Genomic DNA, 16,983 nt, shown 5'->3' with positions numbered 1-16,983 from the left:
GCAGCCTGCTGCGCAGCACGAGAGGAACGTATGGACACCCTGACCATCGTCTCGGAAAACAAGTGCTTCGGCGGCTGGCACAAGCGCTACCGCCACGCATCCGCCGTCACCGGCGGCACCATGACCTTTGCCGTGTTCCTGCCGCCGCAGGCGGGGGAGGGGCGGCGGGTGCCGGTGCTCTATTGGCTGTCGGGGCTGACCTGTACCGACGAGAACTTCATGCAGAAGGCCGGCGCCATGCGCGCCGCCGCCGATCTGGGCATCGCCATCGTCGCCCCCGACACCAGCCCGCGGGGACCGGACGTGCCGGGCGACCCGGACGGGGCGTGGGATTTCGGGCTGGGCGCCGGCTTCTACGTCAACGCCACGCAGGATCCGTGGGCGCGGCATTACCGGATGCACGACTATGTGGTGCATGATCTGCCGGCGCTGGTGGAGGCGGCCTTCCCGGTGTCGGACCGGCGCGGGGTGTCGGGCCATTCCATGGGCGGGCATGGGGCGCTGGTGTGCGCCCTGCGCAATCCGGGGCGCTACCGCTCGGTGTCGGCCTTCGCCCCCATCGTCAACCCGATGGCGGTGCCGTGGGGGGAAAAGGCGTTCGGGCGCTATCTGGGGCCGGATCGGCAGACGTGGCGGGACTGGGATGCCTGCGCCCTGATCGCCGGGGCTGCGGAACGGCTGCCGATCCTGGTGGACCAGGGGGACAAGGACAGCTTTCTCGACAGCCAGCTTCGTCCCGGCGCTCTGGAGCAGGCGGCGAAGGCCGCCGGGCATCCGCTGACCCTGCGCATGCAGCCGGGCTATGACCACAGCTATTTCTTCATCGCCAGCTTCATCGACGATCACCTGCGCCATCACGCCGGTTTTCTGAACGGTTGAGGCTCACGCCGCCTGTGGCCGGTTCCGCAGGCGGCGGAGCACCCACCCGGCCGCGATCCCCGCCAGCACCCCCAGCGTGTTGGCCGCCGCGTCGCCCAGCGACCCGGTTCGTCCCGGAACCAGCTCCTGCCCCAACTCGATCAGCCCGCCGAAGGGGATCAGCGCCAGGGCCGCCCCCAGCGCCCAGACGCGGTTGCGGAACCCCGCCACCGGCACCGCGGCCAGACCGCCGAAGACGGTCATGTGAATGAGCTTGTCCACATGATGCTGCGTAGGCGGGGCTGCCGCCGCCGTCAGGCCCAGAACCGCGGTGAGCGCCAGGGCCAGGCACCAGAACGCAAGCAAAGGGCGGGATGTGAAGAACGTCACGGTGTTCGGTCCTTGCCGTTGGGAGAATGGCGTCCGCCACACATCGGCCTGCAACGCCGGGCGGGCCAGAGGTTTACCCAGATTGCCCCCGCCGGCTGACGCGGACGGGTGGGCGCCGCTTGGCCCGAGTCGCTTCATGTCCCCTCCAGCGGACCGCACGGCCCGGCAATGAAGAGACGATAGGGCACGGTATGTGTTTTCCTCATATAAATTAAGAAAATCGGAAAAGAACATTTTCGCCAATACTTCTCTATCATGGGATGTGGGGGAGGCATTCCCGTGAGGCCGGAAACCCTCATATGGCGGTTTCATTGTTAATGAAAGGTAATATTCATTTTCTTGTCACAGGCACCAAAGGGTGTGACAAAGGGTAGTAATTACCTCTTAAAATCGCAAGACGGAGGTAAAAGCCGATTGTTTGTCCTTTTTACACGGCCTGCCGCGGCGGAGTGCCGCAGAGGCTGACGTCAAGGCAGGGGAAGGGGTATTTCTGCCGTGAGATTTTATCATAAAAGCTTGCGACCCAGGCGAGCATAGATTAAGACGGTCTGGCTGCTTTTGATTGGACGCCTATGCGCGATATTAATGAGACGACCGCTTTTGCGCTTGATCGGAACAGCCGGCCTCAAAGCAGCAAAGTGAAACCCAGCCGACGGCGCGGTTTTAATGTTCAGCGCCTGATCCTTTGGGTTGTCCTTCTTTTGTCGTCGCTCACGTTTTTGGCGCTGGCGGCTCTGCCCGTGGGGCGGGAGGTCAGCGCGGCCATCTCCATTTCCGTTGTTGCCGTGGCCTTCGTGCTGGCGCGGCTGGCGCAACGGTCGTGGCACGCGCGCACCATCACGGTGCTGCTGCTGGCGTTCGTGTCGTTCCGCTATCTGTTCTGGCGGGTCACGGGCACGCTGCCGCCGGTGGACGATCTGGTGGACTTCATCCCCGGCATCACGCTGTTCATCGCGGAAAGCATGTCGTTCGTGCTGTTCCTGACGTCGCTGTTCGTCATCATCGACCCGATGAAGCGCGAACCCTGCGCCCCCACGGGGGAGCCGGAGACGTGGCCCAGCGTGGACGTGTTCGTGCCCTCGTACAACGAAGACCCCGAACTGCTGGAAACCACCCTGGCGGCGGCGGTGTCCATCGATTATCCGCGCGACAAGCTCACCGTTTATCTTCTGGACGACGGCGGCACCGACGCCAAGGTGTCGCAGGCCAACCCGGTGGCCGCCGCGGCGGCGCTGGAGCGGCGGCGGGTGCTGACGGCGCTCTGCGAGCGGCTGGGCGTCACCTACATGACCCGTCCGCGCAACGAGCACGCCAAGGCCGGCAACCTGAACCACGCCTTCCACCGCACCCGCGGCGATCTGGTGCTGATCCTCGACGCCGATCACGTGCCGACGGTGGATTTCCTGCGCTGCACGGCGGGATTCTTCCAGCAGGATCCGCGGCTGTTCCTGGTGCAGACGCCGCACTTCTTCGTCAATCCCGATCCCGTGGAATACAACCTGGGCACGTTCGAGCGCATGCCCAGCGAGAACGAGATGTTCTATTACTCGATCCAGCCGGGGCTGGACCGCTGGAACGGCTCGTTCTTCTGCGGGTCCGCCGCCCTGCTCAGCCGCCGGGCGCTGGAAGAGGTGGGGGGCATCGCCGGCGAAACGGTGACCGAGGATTGCGAGACGGCGCTGGAGCTGCATTCCCGCGGCTGGCACAGCGTCTATCTGCCCCGGCCCCTGATCGCCGGGCTGCAGCCGGAAACCTTCGATTCCTTCATCGCCCAGCGGTCGCGGTGGACGCAGGGGATGATCCAGCTTTTCCTGCTGAAGAACCCGCTGCTCAAGCGCGGCCTGACCCTGCCGCAGCGGCTGTGCTACCTGTCCACCATGCTCTATTGGTTCTTCTGGTTCTGGCGCCCGGTGTTCCTGCTGGCGCCGCTGTGCTACGCGCTGTTCGGGCTGGAGATCTACCGGGTCAATCTGGCCGATTTCGCCTGTTTCGTGGTGCCGCACGTGGTGGCCGCCGCCTATCTGGCGCAGATGCTGCACGGGCGCATGCGCTGGCCGCTGTTCTCGGAACTCTACGAATACCTCCAGTCGTTCCATGTATCGCGGGCGGCCATCGCCACCATCCTGCGGCCCCGCAACCCGGTGTTCAAGGTGACGGCCAAGGGGCAGTCGGTGGACCGCGACGGCTTTTCCCCCCTGGCCGGGCCGTTCATCGTCACCACCTTCCTCCTGGCGGTGGGGCTGGGGCTGTGCGCCTACCGCTACGCGCTGTTCCCCGAGCACCGCATGGCCATCGTGCCGGTGGCGGTGTGGAACCTGCTCAGCCTGATCCTGGCGCTGGGCGGGCTGGCCGTGGTGTACGAGCGCAAGCGCGTGCGCCGGCAGGAACGGTTCGGGGTCGAGCGCCCGGCCACCCTGGCCTTTGCCGACGGGGCGGTGATCGACGCCACCCTGACCGACGTGTCGGCGGGCGGGGTGGGCCTGCGGGTGCTGGCCCAGCATATGGGCCGGCTGGACCCGTCCATGACCGATATGCCGGTGCTGGCCATCCACCCCGGCGAGGACGAGGGGGCCGGCGCGCCCGTGTCCACCGGCGTGAGGATTCTGCGCGTGGAAAAGCAGGGCGGGGATCTGGTGGTCGGGGCCGGCTTCGCCCCCCGCGGCCGCCAGGACACCACCGAAATCGCCCGTTTCGTCTTTGGCGACAGCGGCGAATGGGATGATTGGCTGGGCGCCAAGCGCGGCGGGGCGCCCACCTTCCTGGGCGGTTTCCTGTTCTTCGCCACGCGGGTTCTGCCCCGGCTGGGGCATGTGCTGGTGGCGCTGCCCGGTGCGCTGGGCCGGATGCTGACCTTCCGGGGGCTGTGAGATGGGCGGGCTTCGCGGGCGCTGGCGGGGTGCGCTGGCCGGGCTGGTGCTGGCCGCTGCCGGCATGGGGGCGGCAGGGGACGCCGCGGCGGAGGCCGGGCGGCGGGTCGTTCCTCTGGCGTCCTTGCGTCCCGCCGTCGCCCCCGCTCCCGCCGCCGGAACCGGGGCGGCCCCGGCGGGCAACCCGGCGGACGTGCTGCTGAGCGGGGAGGACGACACCCTCACCCTGCCGCTGACCCTGCCGCCGGTGGGACATCTGAGTTCGGTCGTCCTGACCATCGGGTACGAGAACAGCATCGACATCCTGCCGGAAAAGGGCGGGCTGACGCTGCTGATCAACGGTGTGCCGGTGGCCGAGCTGCCGCTGTCGGCTTTCAAGGGGCCGGTGAACGCGGCGGTGACCCTGCCCCCCGACCTGATCCGTCCGGGGGAAAACCGCATCGCCATCCGGGCGCAGGCGCAGCACCGGGCGATCTGCTCGGTGCGCGGCACCTATGATCTGTGGACCAAGATCCGGCTGGCGGATTCGTCCCTGGTGCTGGTCAGCGGCGATCCGCCGCCGGTCCCCGATCTGGCGATGCTGCGCCCGCTGCTGGCCGCCGCCGACCGGCTGGCGGAACCGTTGACCATCCTGACCCCCGGCCCGCTTCCCGGCCCCGACCATCTGGGGTGGGGCGCCCTGGTGGCCGGGTTCTACGGGCTGGTGCTGGACGAGCGCGCGCCCGTGGTGGCGGCGGCCCCCATGCCGCCGTCCCTGGACGGGGCGGTTCTGCCCGGCGGCAAGAACATCCTGATCGGCACCCGCGACGAGGTGGCGCCGTTCCTGGGCGAGTCGCGCACCTCCATGATCGCGGGGCCGTTTCTGGCGATCTACCCCGCCGGGGGGCCGGCGGGTGCCGGCGGCTTCGTGGCCGTGGTGTCGGGCCGCACCCCGGCGGAGGTGGACCAGGCGGTCCGCCGCCTGACCGATCCCACGCGCCCGCTGCCGCCCCAGACCATGGCGGTGGGCGACGCTCCGGCCACCGTGCGGCCGGAGCCGCCGGCCCTGCCCCCGGTGGGGGAGGGGCGCCACCGCCTGTCCGACCTGGGGTTCGCGTCGGTGTCCCACACCGGCTACCGCTACCATGGGCAGATTCCGCTGCGGCTGCCGGTGGGCTATGCCCCGGTGCCCGACCGTTCCATGATCTTGCGGGTGAACGCGGCGTTCGAAGGGGATCTCGGACCCGGTGCGGTGCTGAACGTGCGGGTCAACGGCCGCCCGGCGGCGTCGCTGGAGGTGGACAAGCGCTCGTCCGGCCTGATCCGCCGGGGGGAAATGCCGCTGCCCATGGGCCTGTTTCAGGCCGGCCTCAACGTGATCGAGGTGAACGCGGAAATGCCGCCCGCCGGGGGCACCGATTGCGTGTTCGCCGTGCGCCGGCCCGTGTTCACGCTCGACGGTTCCTCGGAAATCGAGATCCCCGGCTTCGCCCGCACGGTCACATTGCCGGCGCTGGACGCCACGGCGCGCACCGGCTTTCCCTATGGCCCGGTGCCGGGGCGGGGGGTGGAGCCGTTTTCGCTTCTGGTCATGGGCAAGGATCCGGTGTGGTTCGGCGCTGCCTGGACCCTGACGGCCCGCATGGCGCAGGCGGCGGAGTCGCTGCTCTACCCGGTGCCGCTGACCGCGTGGAACGGGCCGCCCGCCGGCAACGCCGTCATCGTCGGTCCGGTGGGCGGGCTGCCGCAATCGGCGTTTGCCGGGGCGGCTCTGACCGCCGACCAGCTGGCCGGGCTCCTGGAAGCGGGCGGGCTGATGGCCCAGGCGGGCATGAACGGCGATTCCATGGCGGCGGTGGACCGGCGGGCGCTGGCGGACCGGCTGCGCGCGGCGTGGGCCGGGCGCACGGGCACCGGCATCAGCCCGTCGCCGCGGTCGCTGGCCGGGCCGGTACAGGCGCAGCCGGTGGCCGCCGCGCCCGATTCCCGCAGCCGCTGGCAGCAACTGGCCGATGCGCAGAAGATCAGCCCGGTGGCCGATCTGGTGCCCGACTGGATCACCCGCATCCTGGCGCGGGTAACCGCCGCCGTCACCCGCTGGACCGCGCCGGAAACCGCGGCGGACGTGGCCAGCCAGACCCTGAACGCCGACATCCTGCCCGAAGCGGCGCTGCTGCAGTTCCGTGCGCCCGGCGGGGAGGACGCCGCCTGGACCGTGCTGACGGCGCCGGAGCCGCGGGCCATGGCGCGGGCGATGCAGAGCTTTGCCCAGGCCGGTGTGTGGGACCGGCTGCGCGGCGGCGCCACCTTGTGGACCAGTGCCGCCCCGGCGGTGACGTCGTTGTCCCCGCCCCAGCCGTTCCAGGTGATTCTCAATCCCCTGGACGTCGGCAATCTGATCCTTATCCTGGCCCGCACCCTGTCCCAGCGGATCGAGATCCTGTTCGCGCTGCTGCTGGGGGCGGCGGTGGTGCTGGCGGTGTCCATGCACCTGCTGCTGAAGCGGGGCCACGAGGATCGGGAGGGCCGATGAAGCGCCGCGACCTGCTGCGCACCGGCGGTGCCGCCGGGCTGGTGCTGGGACTGGGAACCGGGCCGCTGCGCGCCGCCCTGCGGGCCGGCGCCGGGCGTCCGGCCAGCCTGGACGGGGGGGCGTGGCGCGCCTACGTCCAGCGCTTCGTCCAGGCCGACGGGCGGGTGACCGACACCGGCAACAAGGATGTCAGCCATTCCGAAGGCCAGGGGTACGGCATGCTGCTGGCGGTGGCGGCGGGCGACCGCACCACCTTCGAGTCCCTGTGGGCCTGGACCCGCCGCACGCTGATGGTCCGCGACGACGGCCTCGTCGCGTGGCGCTGGGTGCCGGGGGAGGGGGTGACCGACCGCAACAACGCCTCCGACGGGGATATCCTGATCGCGTGGGCGCTTTTGTGCGGGGCCGAGGCGTGGCGGGTGGAGGAATACCGCACCGCCGCCGTGGCGGTTCTCCAGGCCCTGGCCGCCGCGGTGGTGGTGGAGCAGGCGGGTCTGACCGTGCTGCTGCCCGGGCGCGACGGCTTCCGCCGTGGCGATGCGGTGGTGGTCAATCCCAGCTACTGGGTGTTCCCGGCGCTGCGCGCCTTCGCCGCGCTGCCGGGGGGCGCGGTGTGGAAGCGGGTGGCCGATTCGGGGCTGGTGCTGCTGGCCAAGGCGCGGTTCGGCCTGTTGCAGCTTCCCCCCGACTGGGCGCTTCTCGATGCCAAGGGCGGCGTGGTCCCGGCGGAGGGGTTCCGCAAGCAGTACGGCTACGATGCCGTGCGGGTGCCGCTCTATCTGGCGTGGGACGGGTATGCCGACCCCTATTATTTCCGGCCCTATGCCGCCCTGGCGGCGCGCGGCGGCGGCGGGCCGGTGCCGGCCACGGTGTCGCTGCCCGGCGGGGTGACGGGGCAGGTTCCGGCGTCCACCGGCATGCTGGCGGTGTACCGCCTGGCCTGCCGCATGGCGGCGGCGGGCAACGCCGTGACCGTGCCCCCGCTGGGTGCGGACGAGGATTACTATTCCACAACCCTGTTCCATCTGGCGGCCCTGGCTGGGCAGAGCCTGGGGATCGAGCCGCAAGACATCCGCCCATGACGCTGACCCGGACCCTTTTGCCCGTTCTGGCCCTTGTGCTCGCATCCGCGGGTGGCGCCGTTGCGCAGCAGCCGGCGGGCGGGCGGGCCTTGGCCCCCGGCGTGACGGTGGACGTCAACCCCGCCCCCGGCAGCGGGTCCGCCACCGCCCCGGCCAAGATCGACGAAACGGCGCTGCGCCATTACGCCCGCATCGGCGACGTGGAGCGGCTGGAGGCGGAAATCGCCCGTCTGCGGGCGCTCGATCCCACATGGGAGCCGCCCAAGGATCTGTTCACGCCCCAAGCCCAGACGCCGGGGGTGGACGAAAGCCCGTTCTGGAAGCTGATGGCCGAGGGGCAGATGGCGCAGGCCCGCGCCGCCATCGCCGAACAGCGGCGCCAGACCCCGGCGTGGCAGCCCTCGGCCAAGCTGCTTCAGGAGCTGGATCTGGCGGAGGACGCCGCCCGCCTGCGTCAGGCCAGCGACGCCCGCCTGTGGCAGGAGGTGACCGACATCGCCAAGGCCCGGCCCGAGGTGGTGTCGTGCGCCCGGCTGGACAACGCGTGGCGTTTGGCCGAAGCCTATGGCGAGCTGAAGCAGGCCGACCGCGCCTTCGCCCTCTACCGCACGCTGGTGACCGACTGCCCCAAGGCGGCGGAGCGGCGCGACACTCTTTATAAGGCATCGCGCTATCTGACGCCGGAGCAACTGCGCGACCTGACCGCGCTGGCCACCACCGCCAACCCGGCGGCGGGGGAGGATTACTCGGTCGTCAGCCGGGTGCAGGGGGAGCTTGAGACCGGCCGCCTGCTGGAACGGGCCGGCACCGGCAAGGGCGGCGCCCTGTCCCCCGAGGACATCGCCCGGCTGGAAAGCACCGTGCGCGGGCGCCAGGACGCCGACGGCGCCATGACGCTGGGCTGGTATTTCCAGCAGCGCAAGCAGTACCGGCAGGCCCAGGAGTGGTTCGCCCAGGCCAACCAGTGGTCGCCGTCCGACCGCGCGGCGGAGGGGCTGATCCTGGCCCACGCCGGCCTCGGCGAGCGGGACAAGGCGCTGGAGGCGGCCAAGCCCTGGCGTGGCCGCTCGGCCCGCGTGGACAAGGCCGTCCTGGCGGTGGAGCGCCCCGCCGGGCGCGGCGGCGGTGCTGGCGGCGGGCCGCCCCAGGGGCCGAGCCCGCTGGACCGTGCCTTGGCGAAACGGGACTATTCCGCCTGCCTGACGGCCATCCAGGCCATGGCGGCCAAGGGTGGCATGACCGCCGCCCTGTCGCAGCAGCGCGGCTGGTGCCTGATCGAGCTGGGCCGCCCGTCGGAGGCGGAGGCCGCCTTCGCCGACGCCGAACGGCTGCGCGGGGCCGGGGCCAAGGGGGGCACGGCGGCCGGCGGCGGCCGGGCGGCGGAAGCCGCCGGCAAGAACGCCGAGGAGGCGGCCTATGGCCAGGCGGTGGCCCGTCTGGCGGCGGGGGATACGGCGGCGCTGGCCCGCGACCTGCCCAACCTGCCCCTGTCCCCCGCCCACCGGGCGGAGATCCGCGCCAGCCTGCTGGCGACGGAGGCCAACCGGGCGCTGGAGGACAGGCGCTATTACGACACCCTGCGCCTTCTCGACGCCCGCCGGGAGATCGAGCCGGAACCGCGCAATCTGGGTATCCTGCGCGGGTGGGCGCTCTATAATCTGCACCGCATTCCCGAGGCGTACGAGCAGTTCAAGAGCATCGACGACCGGCTGAGCACCCCGGAATCCCGCGAGGGCGTGACCATCGCCCGCAAGACCATGTACCGCGACTGGTGAGGAACAGCATGACCTGTGTGCAGGAAGCGCCCCGGCGGCGGGCCAGGGTGGGGGGGATGCTGGTGTGGGCGGGGCTGGTGGCGGGGCTGGCCGGCTGCGGTGGCTATATGCCCCGCTACACCGGCAACCTGCCCACCCCGTGGCAGCGGGTGGCGGCCCCCGACCTGCCGGTGGTGCTGCCGGCGGGGGCGCCGGTGTCGGTGGTGGCGGCACGGTCGCGGGCCGTGGGGCCGGTCTATCGTTCCTATGCCGTCGTGCTCAGCAACGCCTCGGTGCTGCCGGGGGAAAACCGTCTGTCGCTGGACGTGCAGGCGGTGCCCGACAACCTGTTCGACGCGTTGGTTCCGCCCGAGCGCCCCTTCCCCGTGCCGCTCTACACCAGCGAGACGCTGGCCGAGACGCTGGAGAAGGAATTCCCCGGCATGGACGTGAAGGTGGCCGACGGGGCGCGGCGCAACCGCTATGGCGATTACGACTACGCCGTGGCGTCGGGGGTGGACGACGCGGGCGCCGGTTCGGTGTGCGTGCTGGCGTGGCAACTGGTGACCGACCACGGCCGCATCCTGCCCCAGCGGGTGGAGGCGGTGCGGCTGGAATGGCGGGTGTGCGCTCCCGGCGCCGACCCCCGTCCCCTGCTCCAGCCCTTCGACCGCCTGGGCCTGCGGCTGGGCGAGACGGTGCTGGATGCGGAGGCCGCCACCCTTGCTACGCCGGATCGTCGCTGGTGATGACGCGGTTCCGGCCGCTGTGCTTGGCCTGATAAAGCGCGTGGTCGGCGCGGGCCAGGGCGCGCTCGATGGTGCGGTCGCCGTGCCGCCCGTCGGTGACGCCGATGCTGACGGTGAAACGGAACGACCCGCCGCCCGGACGCTTCACGAAAACCGACCCCAGCCGCTGGCGCAGCCGCTCCGCCACCTCCACCGCGCGGGGCAGGGGGGTTTCGGGCAGCAGGATGGCGAATTCCTCCCCCCCCAGCCGGCCCAGATGATCGGTGTCCCGCAGTTCCTCCCGGCAGACAGCGGCCAGGGTGATCAGCGCCTGATCCCCGGCGGCGTGGCCGTGGGTGTCGTTGATCGCCTTGAAATGGTCCACGTCCATCATCAGCACCCCCAGCGGGCGGGCGTAGCGGTGGAGCCGTGCCAGCTCCGTCTCTCCCACCGCCAGGAACTGGCGGCGGTTGGGCAGGCCGGTCAGGGAATCGGTGGTGGCCAGCCGGCGCAACTCGTTCTCCACCCGCAGCCGCTCGCTGATGTCGCGGACGATGGCGGTGTAGAGGGTGCCGCCGGAATGCAGCAGCTTGGCGATCGACACCTCGGCGGGGAAGCGGCCGCCGCTGGCGGTGATGCCGTACACCTCCTGCCGCGCTGACATGGGGCGCGACGTGTCGGATGAGCGTTCGAAGGCGCGCATGTGGGCGGCGTGGCTGGACCGCACCTCCGGCGGCAGCAGCCGGTCGAGCGGCTGGCCGCGGATGGTGTCGGCGCTGTAGCCGAAAAGCTGTTCCGCCGCCGGGTTGAACAGCACGATGCGCATGCCGTGGTCGGCGGTGATGATGGCGTCCTGGGCCAGCGTGATGATCCCCTGGAGCCGTTCCTCCGACAGGCGCAGTTCCTCTTCCAGCCGCTTGCGGGCGATGGCGTGCTGGATCGACCGCCACATCACCGGCCCGTCCGCCTGCCCCTTGACCAGATAGTCCTGGGTGCCGGCCTCCACCGCCTGCAGCGCCACCTGTTCGTTGTCGAAGCCGGTCAGCACGATCAGCGGCAGGGTGGGGGCGGCGGCGCGCATGCGGCGCACGGTGGCGAAGCCGCTGCTGTCCGGCAGGGTCAGGTCCAGCAGCACCACGTCGCAGCCGTTGGCCTGCAGCCACGCCTCCGCCGCGCCCAGGGTGGTGCAATGGGCCAGGGTGAAACGGGTGGCGAACGGCTTCAGCCCATGGCGCACCAGCCCGGCGTCGGCGTCGTCGTCCTCCACCAGCAGGATGCGGACATGGGGCAGCGGCAGCGCCATGGGGGTGGTGGGGGCGCAGGGGATGGGCGTCGTCATTGCGGCAGCCTGACCGACGAGAACCAATAGGTTTTGAGGCTGCGGGCGGCGTCGAGGAAGGTGTCGATGTCCATGGGCTTGGTGATGACGCTGTTGGCCCCAAGGAGATAGCTGTCGTTGACGTCGCGGTCCATGGCGGAACTGGTCAAAACCACCACGGGGATCGTTTTCAACCCTTCGTCGTTCTTGATGGCGGCCAACACCTGCCGCCCGTCCATCCGCGGCATGTTCAGGTCCAGCAGAACCAGATCGGGCCGGGCGGCATCCTCGAACGGGGGCTGGCGCCGCAGGAAGGCCAGCGCCTCCGCCCCGTCGAAGACGTGGGCGACGCAGCAGGGCGGCCCGTCCTGGCTCAGCGCCCAGCGGGTCAGCTTGGCGTCGGCGGCATCGTCGTCCACCAGAAGGATATGGGGAAGGGCGGCGCTCACAGGCTTTCTCCCATCGGGGTGTCGGTCAGCACCGCCAAAATCCACCGTAGCCGCCATCCCGTTTCGGCCCGGGGACCGTCAGGCGCGGCCATGCCGCCGGCTTTTCCGGCCCGCACGGGTGTATAGCCGATGCTGGGCGATCTTGGGAGGCTTCGCAAGCCCGACTCTGCGGGCAGGCGGCAAAACCGCACGGTACGGAGGGGCATAGCCGGAAACGGTGCGGTTGGCCGGTCTGTCCTACCCAGAGGTTGGGTAGGGCTTTTGCCATGGGGGGAACCTTTTCATCTATGCCGAAAGAACAACCTAAAGCGGTTCGTCTGATTGCGGAGCCGGGGCGCTTCCCTTATCAACCGAACGTGTGTTTCCCCCCAAGGACAGGCCCCGATGACCGACGCCACCGCCCACACCATCTCCGCCATGATCCAGCAGCATCAGACGGAAATCCTGAAACAGTGGCTGTCTTTGCTGATCCAGGGGGAAACCTCCGCCGCCGGGCGCATCCGCGACAGCGAACTTCAGGTGCAGTGCCATGGCTTCCTTGACGCCCTGCGCCAAGCCATCGCCGAGGGGAACATCAGCGACATCGGCGCGCCCGACTATTCCCGGGTGCGCGAGGTGCTGGGCGACATTTCCCGCAGCCGGGCGCTGATGGGCTTTTCCCCCACCGAAACCGCCACGTTCGTCCTGTCCCTCAAGCAGCCGCTGTTCGACATCGCGCGGCAGGAGGGCGACAAGGACCGGGCGGCGGACGCTCTGTGGGCGCTGAACCGGCTGCTCGACGCGCTGGGCCTGTTCACCATGGACGTGTTCCAGCAGAGCCGGGAGGCGGTGATCATCCGCCAGCAGCAGGAAATCGCCGAGCTTTCCACGCCCGTGGTCAAGCTGTGGCAGGGCATCCTGGCCCTGCCCCTGATCGGCACGCTGGACAGCTCACGCACCCAGGTGGTGATGGAAAACCTGTTGCAGAGCATCGTCGATCATTCCGCGGAGATCGCCATCATCGACATCACCGGCGTTCCCACCGTCGATACGCTGGTGGCCCAGCACCTGCTGAAGACCATCGCCGCCGCCCGGCTGATGGGGGCCGATTGCATCATCAGCGGCGTGCGTCCGCAGATCGCCCAGACCATGGTGCACCTTGGGGTTGAGCTGAACGTGACGTCCAAGGCGACCATGGCCGATGCCTTCGCCCTGGCCCTGCTGCGCACGGGCCGGACGGTCGCCGACCGCACCGCCGTCCGCGGCTGACCGGGCCGGAACGGGGAGGATTGCCCATGGACCGGATACCGATCCTGAAGATGGGATGGACGCTGCTGGTCACCATTCAGGTGGACATGCACGACCGTCTGGCGCTGGCGTTGCAGGAGGATCTGACCAACCGCATTGTCGAAACCGGGGCGCGGGGGGTGCTGATCGACATTTCGTCCCTGGAAATCGTCGATTCCTTTATTGGCCGGATGCTGGACAGCATCGCCGGCATCTCCCGCGTTCTGGATGCCGAAACGGTGGTGGTGGGGATGCGCCCGGCGGTGGCCATCACCCTGGTTGAACTGGGTCTGACCCTGAACGGCATCCGCACGGCGCTGAACGTGGAAAAGGGGATGGAGCTTCTGCGCCGCAGTGTGGACATGCCAGGGTCGGGCGATGGCGACCATCAAGGATGAAACCCTGCCCATCCGCCTGTCCGAAGACGTGGTGCGCGTGCGTCAGCACGTGCGCACGCGGGCGGTGGAAATCGGTCTGGGGCTGGTGGACCAGACCAAGATCGTCACCGCAACCAGTGAACTGGCCCGCAACGCCTTGGAATACGGCGGCGGCGGCACCGCACGGGTGGAGGTGCTGGTGATGGGGCCGCGCAAGGGGCTGCGCATCACCTTCGAGGACCAGGGGCCGGGTATTCCCGACATCGAGCAGGCCATGAAGGACGGCTTCACCACCGGGGGGGGGCTGGGCCACGGCCTGGGCGGCGCCAAACGGCTGGTGGAGGAGTTCAGCATAAGCTCGGTGGTGGGGCGGGGCACAAAAATCATGATTGCGCGTTGGAAATGACCATGCAGTCCGTGCGCGTCGAAGACTCCAGCCAGATCGCCGAGGCCCGCCGCACCGCGGTGGCGGTGGCCGGGCGGCTGGGCTTTTCGTCCACCGACAGCGGCCGCGTCGCCATCGTCGCCACCGAGCTTGCCACCAATCTGCTGCGCCACGCCGGCGGGGGGCGCATGCTGGTGGGGCAGACGGAAGGGGCCGCCGGTCCGGCGGTGGAGATTCTGGCGCTGGACCGCGGTCCCGGCATGCGTGACGTGCAGCAATGCCGCCGCGACGGCTATTCCACCGCCGGAACCGCCGGCAACGGGCTGGGCGCCGTGGCCCGGCAATCGACGGTCATGGATGTGTGGTCCCAGCCCGGTGCCGGCACGGCGGTGCTGGCCCGCATCGCCGCCGCCCCGGCCCTGATGCCGGTTCTGTCCCCCATGCCGCGCCCGGTCCCGCTGATGGATGTGGGCGTGATCCAGGCGGCCATGCCGGGGGAAGAGGCGTGCGGCGACGGCTGGGCCACGGAAACCGTGTTCACCGACGTCACCGTGCTGATGGTGGCCGACGGGCTGGGGCACGGGCCGCTGGCCGCCGACGCGGCGGCGGCGGCCATGCGCCTGCTGCACCGGAACCGGGGGGAGCCGGCGGGCGCCATCGTCCAGGCCATTCACGACGGGCTGCGCGCCACCCGCGGAGCGGCGGTGGCGGTGGCACGGGTGGACCATGGGGCGGGCACCGTCTCCTATTGCGGCATCGGCAACATCACCGGCGTGCTGGTGTCGGACGGGCGGGTGCAGAAGATGGTATCGCACAACGGCACCGCCGGGCTGTCGGCGCGCCGGATTCAGGAATTCACCTATCCCTTCGCCGGTACGCCCCTGGTGATCCTGCATTCCGACGGTCTGGGAAGCGGGTGGTCGCTGGACGCCTATCCCGGGCTGGCGGTGCGCGACCCCGCGCTGCTGGCCGGGGTGCTGGTCCGCGATTTCGACCGCGGGCGTGACGACGTGACCGTCCTGGCGGCACGGGGGCTTCCATGATCCCCGCCCCGGAATGCCCGCCCTCCGTCGGTCTGTGGCCCGTGGTCAGCGTGTCGCTGGAGCGGGAGGACGACGTGGTGGCGGTGCGCCAGCGCGCCCGGCGTCTGGCCGAGCTGTTCGGTTTCGACGCCCAGGACCAGACCCGCATCGCCACGGCGGTGTCGGAAATCGCCCGCAACGCCTTTGGCTATGCCGGCGGCGGGCGGGTGGACTTCGCGCTCGACAATGCCACGGTTCCCCAGCGCTACCGCATCCGCGTGACCGACCACGGGCCGGGGATCGCGGCGCTCGATGCCATTCTGGAGGGGCGCTACCACTCCGCCACCGGCATGGGGCTGGGCATCACCGGCGCCCGCCGGCTGATGGAGGGGGTCGCCATCGCCACGGCGCCGGGGCGGGGCACCGCCGTGACCATGGACAAGCCGCTGCCCCGCCACGCGCTGCCCGTCACCCGCACCCGGCTGGCGGAGATCGCCGGGCTGCTGGCGGGGGAGGCGCGGTTCGACAGCCTGACCGCCATGCGTGAGCAGAACCGCGAGCTTCTCGACACGCTGGAGGTGCTGCGCAGCCGCCAGGACGAGTTGTCGCAACTGAACGCGGAGCTGGAAGACACCAACCGCGGCGTCGTCGCCCTTTACGGCGAGCTGGAGGACAAGGCCGAACAGTTGCGCCAGGCCAGCGAGTTGAAAAGCCGTTTCCTGTCCAACATGAGCCACGAATTCCGCACGCCGCTGAATTCGGTGATGGCGCTGGCCCGGCTGCTGCTGGACCGCACCGACGGCGACCTGACGGTGGAGCAGGAAAAGCAGATTCAGTTGATCCACAAATCCGCGACCCAGCTTGTGGACATGGTGAACGACCTGCTGGATCTGGCCAAGGTGGAAGCGGGCAAGGTGGACATCCTGCCCGCCCCCTTCACCGCCGACGGGTTGCTGGGGGGCCTGCGCGGCGTGCTCCGCCCCCTGGCGGCGGCCGGTCCGGTGGAGTTGGTGTTCGAGGACGCCCACCACCTGCCGCCCTTGCGCACGGACGAGGGCAAGGTCGCGCAGATCCTGCGCAACTTCATCTCCAACGCGCTGAAGTTCACCGAACGGGGGGAGGTGCGGGTGTCCGCCCGCGTGGCCGGACCGGACGGGCGCATCGCCTTCAGCGTGCGCGACACCGGCATCGGCATCGCCCCCGACGACATTTCCCGCGTGTTCGAAGAATTCTCCCAGATCCACAACCCCCTTCAGCGCCGGGCCAAGGGCACCGGGCTGGGGTTGCCGCTGTCGCGCAAGCTGGCCGAACTGCTGGGGGGCGAGATCACGGTGGAAAGCGTGGTGGGGGCCGGTTCGGCCTTTACCCTGACCATTCCCGCGGTATGGCCGGCCGATGGCGGCGGAACCGGGGCGCCGGTTGTGGTGGACGGCGGTTCCCGCCCGTGCCTGCTGGTCATCGACGACGAGGACACGTTCCGCTATGTCTTCCGCCGGCTGGTCAGCGGCTATGCCCTGGACGTGGCCGAGGCATGCGACGGGGAGGAGGGGGTGCGCCGGGCGGTGGATCTGCGCCCCGGCCTGATCCTCCTCGACCTGCAAATGCCGCGGATGAACGGTTTCGCCGCGTTGGAGCGGCTGGCGGCCCAGCCGGAGACACGCGATATTCCCGTCGTCGTCGTTTCTTCGTCGCTGCTGACGGACGAGGACCGGTTGCGGTTGGCCCATGCCCGCACCATTCTGTCCAAAGGTGCCCTGTCGCGGGATGCGGTGGGTGATGTCCTGAACGCCCATCTTCCTGGATTGCGCACAGCCGCGGCGGAGAGCCCGTGAATGAGCAAAACCCAAGCACCCGGCCTTTCCGCCGCCACCATCCTGAACGTCGATGACACCGACGCCATGCGCTACGCCCGCACGCGCATCCTGATGCGTGCCGGCTTCACGGTGGTGGAGGCGCAGACGGGGCAGGAAACCCT

Annotated in this window: 15 protein-coding genes (1 of these 15 cut by a window edge); 12 read left to right on the top strand and 3 right to left on the bottom strand. The window is 70.0% G+C overall.

Translation table 11 applies throughout. The features are described from left to right. Positions 1–30 precede the first annotated feature (30 nt). The gene (gene fghA, locus M2352_RS25030; protein ID WP_319802071.1) at positions 31–879 is read left to right on the top strand and encodes an S-formylglutathione hydrolase; all 849 of its coding nucleotides are present in this window, start codon (positions 31–33) and stop codon (positions 877–879) included. Positions 880–882: 3 nt separating this feature from the next. Here fghA and M2352_RS25025 read toward each other — a convergent pair whose 3' ends face one another. Next, complete coding sequence (locus M2352_RS25025) at positions 883–1,248, bottom strand: VanZ family protein (RefSeq protein ID WP_264667229.1); 366 nt, start codon at positions 1,246–1,248, stop codon at positions 883–885. Positions 1,249–1,820: 572 nt separating this feature from the next. Between M2352_RS25025 and bcsA the strand changes: the two genes are divergently transcribed. The 5 genes from bcsA to bcsN are packed head-to-tail and all read left to right on the top strand — an operon-like array spanning position 1,821 to position 10,212. Beyond that, positions 1,821–4,115, top strand: coding sequence for a UDP-forming cellulose synthase catalytic subunit (gene bcsA / locus M2352_RS25020; RefSeq protein WP_264667228.1), 2,295 nt, complete (start codon positions 1,821–1,823; stop codon positions 4,113–4,115). 1 nt (position 4,116) lies between these two features. After that, positions 4,117–6,627: a cellulose biosynthesis cyclic di-GMP-binding regulatory protein BcsB gene (locus M2352_RS25015; RefSeq protein WP_264667227.1), complete on the top strand. Its 2,511-nt coding sequence runs from the start codon at positions 4,117–4,119 to the stop codon at positions 6,625–6,627. After that, positions 6,624–7,709, top strand: a complete 1,086-nt coding sequence (locus M2352_RS25010; RefSeq protein ID WP_264667226.1) for a glycosyl hydrolase family 8 — start codon at positions 6,624–6,626, stop codon at positions 7,707–7,709. Before M2352_RS25015 ends, M2352_RS25010 begins: the two co-directional genes overlap by 4 nt. Next, entirely contained in the window at positions 7,706–9,484 is a 1,779-nt protein-coding gene (locus tag M2352_RS25005) for a hypothetical protein (RefSeq protein ID WP_264667225.1), read from the top strand. Before M2352_RS25010 ends, M2352_RS25005 begins: the two co-directional genes overlap by 4 nt. An 8-nt stretch (positions 9,485–9,492) precedes the next feature. Continuing rightward, on the top strand, positions 9,493–10,212 hold the full coding sequence (gene bcsN / locus M2352_RS25000; protein WP_264667224.1) for a cellulose biosynthesis protein BcsN: 720 nt from the start codon (positions 9,493–9,495) through the stop codon (positions 10,210–10,212). Here bcsN and M2352_RS24995 read toward each other — a convergent pair. Both M2352_RS24995 and M2352_RS24990 read right to left on the bottom strand, forming a co-directional pair. Then, positions 10,190–11,530: a diguanylate cyclase gene (locus M2352_RS24995; protein ID WP_264667223.1), complete on the bottom strand. Its 1,341-nt coding sequence runs from the start codon at positions 11,528–11,530 to the stop codon at positions 10,190–10,192. The genes bcsN and M2352_RS24995 overlap by 23 nt on opposite strands. Beyond that, positions 11,527–11,958 (bottom strand): response regulator, encoded by a 432-nt coding sequence (locus M2352_RS24990; protein WP_264667222.1) that lies wholly within the window; start codon positions 11,956–11,958, stop codon positions 11,527–11,529. The genes M2352_RS24995 and M2352_RS24990 overlap by 4 nt, the downstream gene beginning before the upstream one ends. Before the next feature lie 384 nt (positions 11,959–12,342). Here M2352_RS24990 and M2352_RS24985 point away from each other — a divergent pair, with 384 nt between their 5' ends. The 6 genes in view from M2352_RS24985 to M2352_RS24960 are tightly spaced (at most 26 nt apart) and all read left to right on the top strand, a layout consistent with a single transcriptional unit that may run on beyond the window. Further along, positions 12,343–13,206, top strand: coding sequence for an STAS domain-containing protein (locus M2352_RS24985; RefSeq protein WP_264667221.1), 864 nt, complete (start codon positions 12,343–12,345; stop codon positions 13,204–13,206). A 26-nt stretch (positions 13,207–13,232) separates the two neighbouring features. After that, complete coding sequence (locus tag M2352_RS24980) at positions 13,233–13,622, top strand: STAS domain-containing protein (RefSeq protein WP_264667220.1); 390 nt, start codon at positions 13,233–13,235, stop codon at positions 13,620–13,622. After that, entirely contained in the window at positions 13,603–14,007 is a 405-nt protein-coding gene (locus M2352_RS24975) for an anti-sigma regulatory factor (RefSeq protein ID WP_264667219.1), read from the top strand. The genes M2352_RS24980 and M2352_RS24975 overlap by 20 nt, the downstream gene beginning before the upstream one ends. 2 nt (positions 14,008–14,009) lie before the next feature. Then, positions 14,010–15,029: an ATP-binding SpoIIE family protein phosphatase gene (locus M2352_RS24970; protein WP_264667218.1), complete on the top strand. Its 1,020-nt coding sequence runs from the start codon at positions 14,010–14,012 to the stop codon at positions 15,027–15,029. Continuing rightward, positions 15,026–16,840: an ATP-binding protein gene (locus M2352_RS24965; RefSeq protein ID WP_264667217.1), complete on the top strand. Its 1,815-nt coding sequence runs from the start codon at positions 15,026–15,028 to the stop codon at positions 16,838–16,840. The genes M2352_RS24970 and M2352_RS24965 overlap by 4 nt, the downstream gene beginning before the upstream one ends. Beyond that, positions 16,841–16,983 carry the 5' end (the start) of a PAS domain S-box protein gene (locus M2352_RS24960; protein WP_264667216.1) on the top strand. It continues 1,591 nt past the right edge of the window, so the window shows 143 of its 1,734 coding nt (coding positions 1–143); its start codon is at positions 16,841–16,843; the stop codon falls past the right edge of the window. It abuts the gene before it with no gap.

Origin of the sequence: Azospirillum fermentarium (assembly GCF_025961205.1) — a bacterium.
Lineage (GTDB): Bacteria > Pseudomonadota > Alphaproteobacteria > Azospirillales > Azospirillaceae > Azospirillum > Azospirillum fermentarium.
The sequence above is the reverse complement of the archived record's forward strand: the minus strand, read 5'-3'. Positions and strand labels throughout refer to the sequence as shown.

Coding starts and splice junctions, on each gene's coding strand:
- M2352_RS24975 (WP_264667219.1), top strand. CDS start 13,603: ATGGCGACCATCAAGGATGAAACCCTGCCCATCCGCCTGTCCGAAGAC.
- M2352_RS24985 (WP_264667221.1), top strand. CDS start 12,343: ATGACCGACGCCACCGCCCACACCATCTCCGCCATGATCCAGCAGCAT.
- bcsN (WP_264667224.1), top strand. CDS start 9,493: ATGACCTGTGTGCAGGAAGCGCCCCGGCGGCGGGCCAGGGTGGGGGGG.
- M2352_RS25005 (WP_264667225.1), top strand. CDS start 7,706: ATGACGCTGACCCGGACCCTTTTGCCCGTTCTGGCCCTTGTGCTCGCA.
- bcsA (WP_264667228.1), top strand. CDS start 1,821: ATGCGCGATATTAATGAGACGACCGCTTTTGCGCTTGATCGGAACAGC.
- M2352_RS24980 (WP_264667220.1), top strand. CDS start 13,233: ATGGACCGGATACCGATCCTGAAGATGGGATGGACGCTGCTGGTCACC.
- M2352_RS25010 (WP_264667226.1), top strand. CDS start 6,624: ATGAAGCGCCGCGACCTGCTGCGCACCGGCGGTGCCGCCGGGCTGGTG.
- M2352_RS25015 (WP_264667227.1), top strand. CDS start 4,117: ATGGGCGGGCTTCGCGGGCGCTGGCGGGGTGCGCTGGCCGGGCTGGTG.
- M2352_RS24970 (WP_264667218.1), top strand. CDS start 14,010: ATGCAGTCCGTGCGCGTCGAAGACTCCAGCCAGATCGCCGAGGCCCGC.
- M2352_RS24995 (WP_264667223.1), bottom strand. CDS start 11,530: ATGACGACGCCCATCCCCTGCGCCCCCACCACCCCCATGGCGCTGCCG.
- M2352_RS24965 (WP_264667217.1), top strand. CDS start 15,026: ATGATCCCCGCCCCGGAATGCCCGCCCTCCGTCGGTCTGTGGCCCGTG.
- fghA (WP_319802071.1), top strand. CDS start 31: ATGGACACCCTGACCATCGTCTCGGAAAACAAGTGCTTCGGCGGCTGG.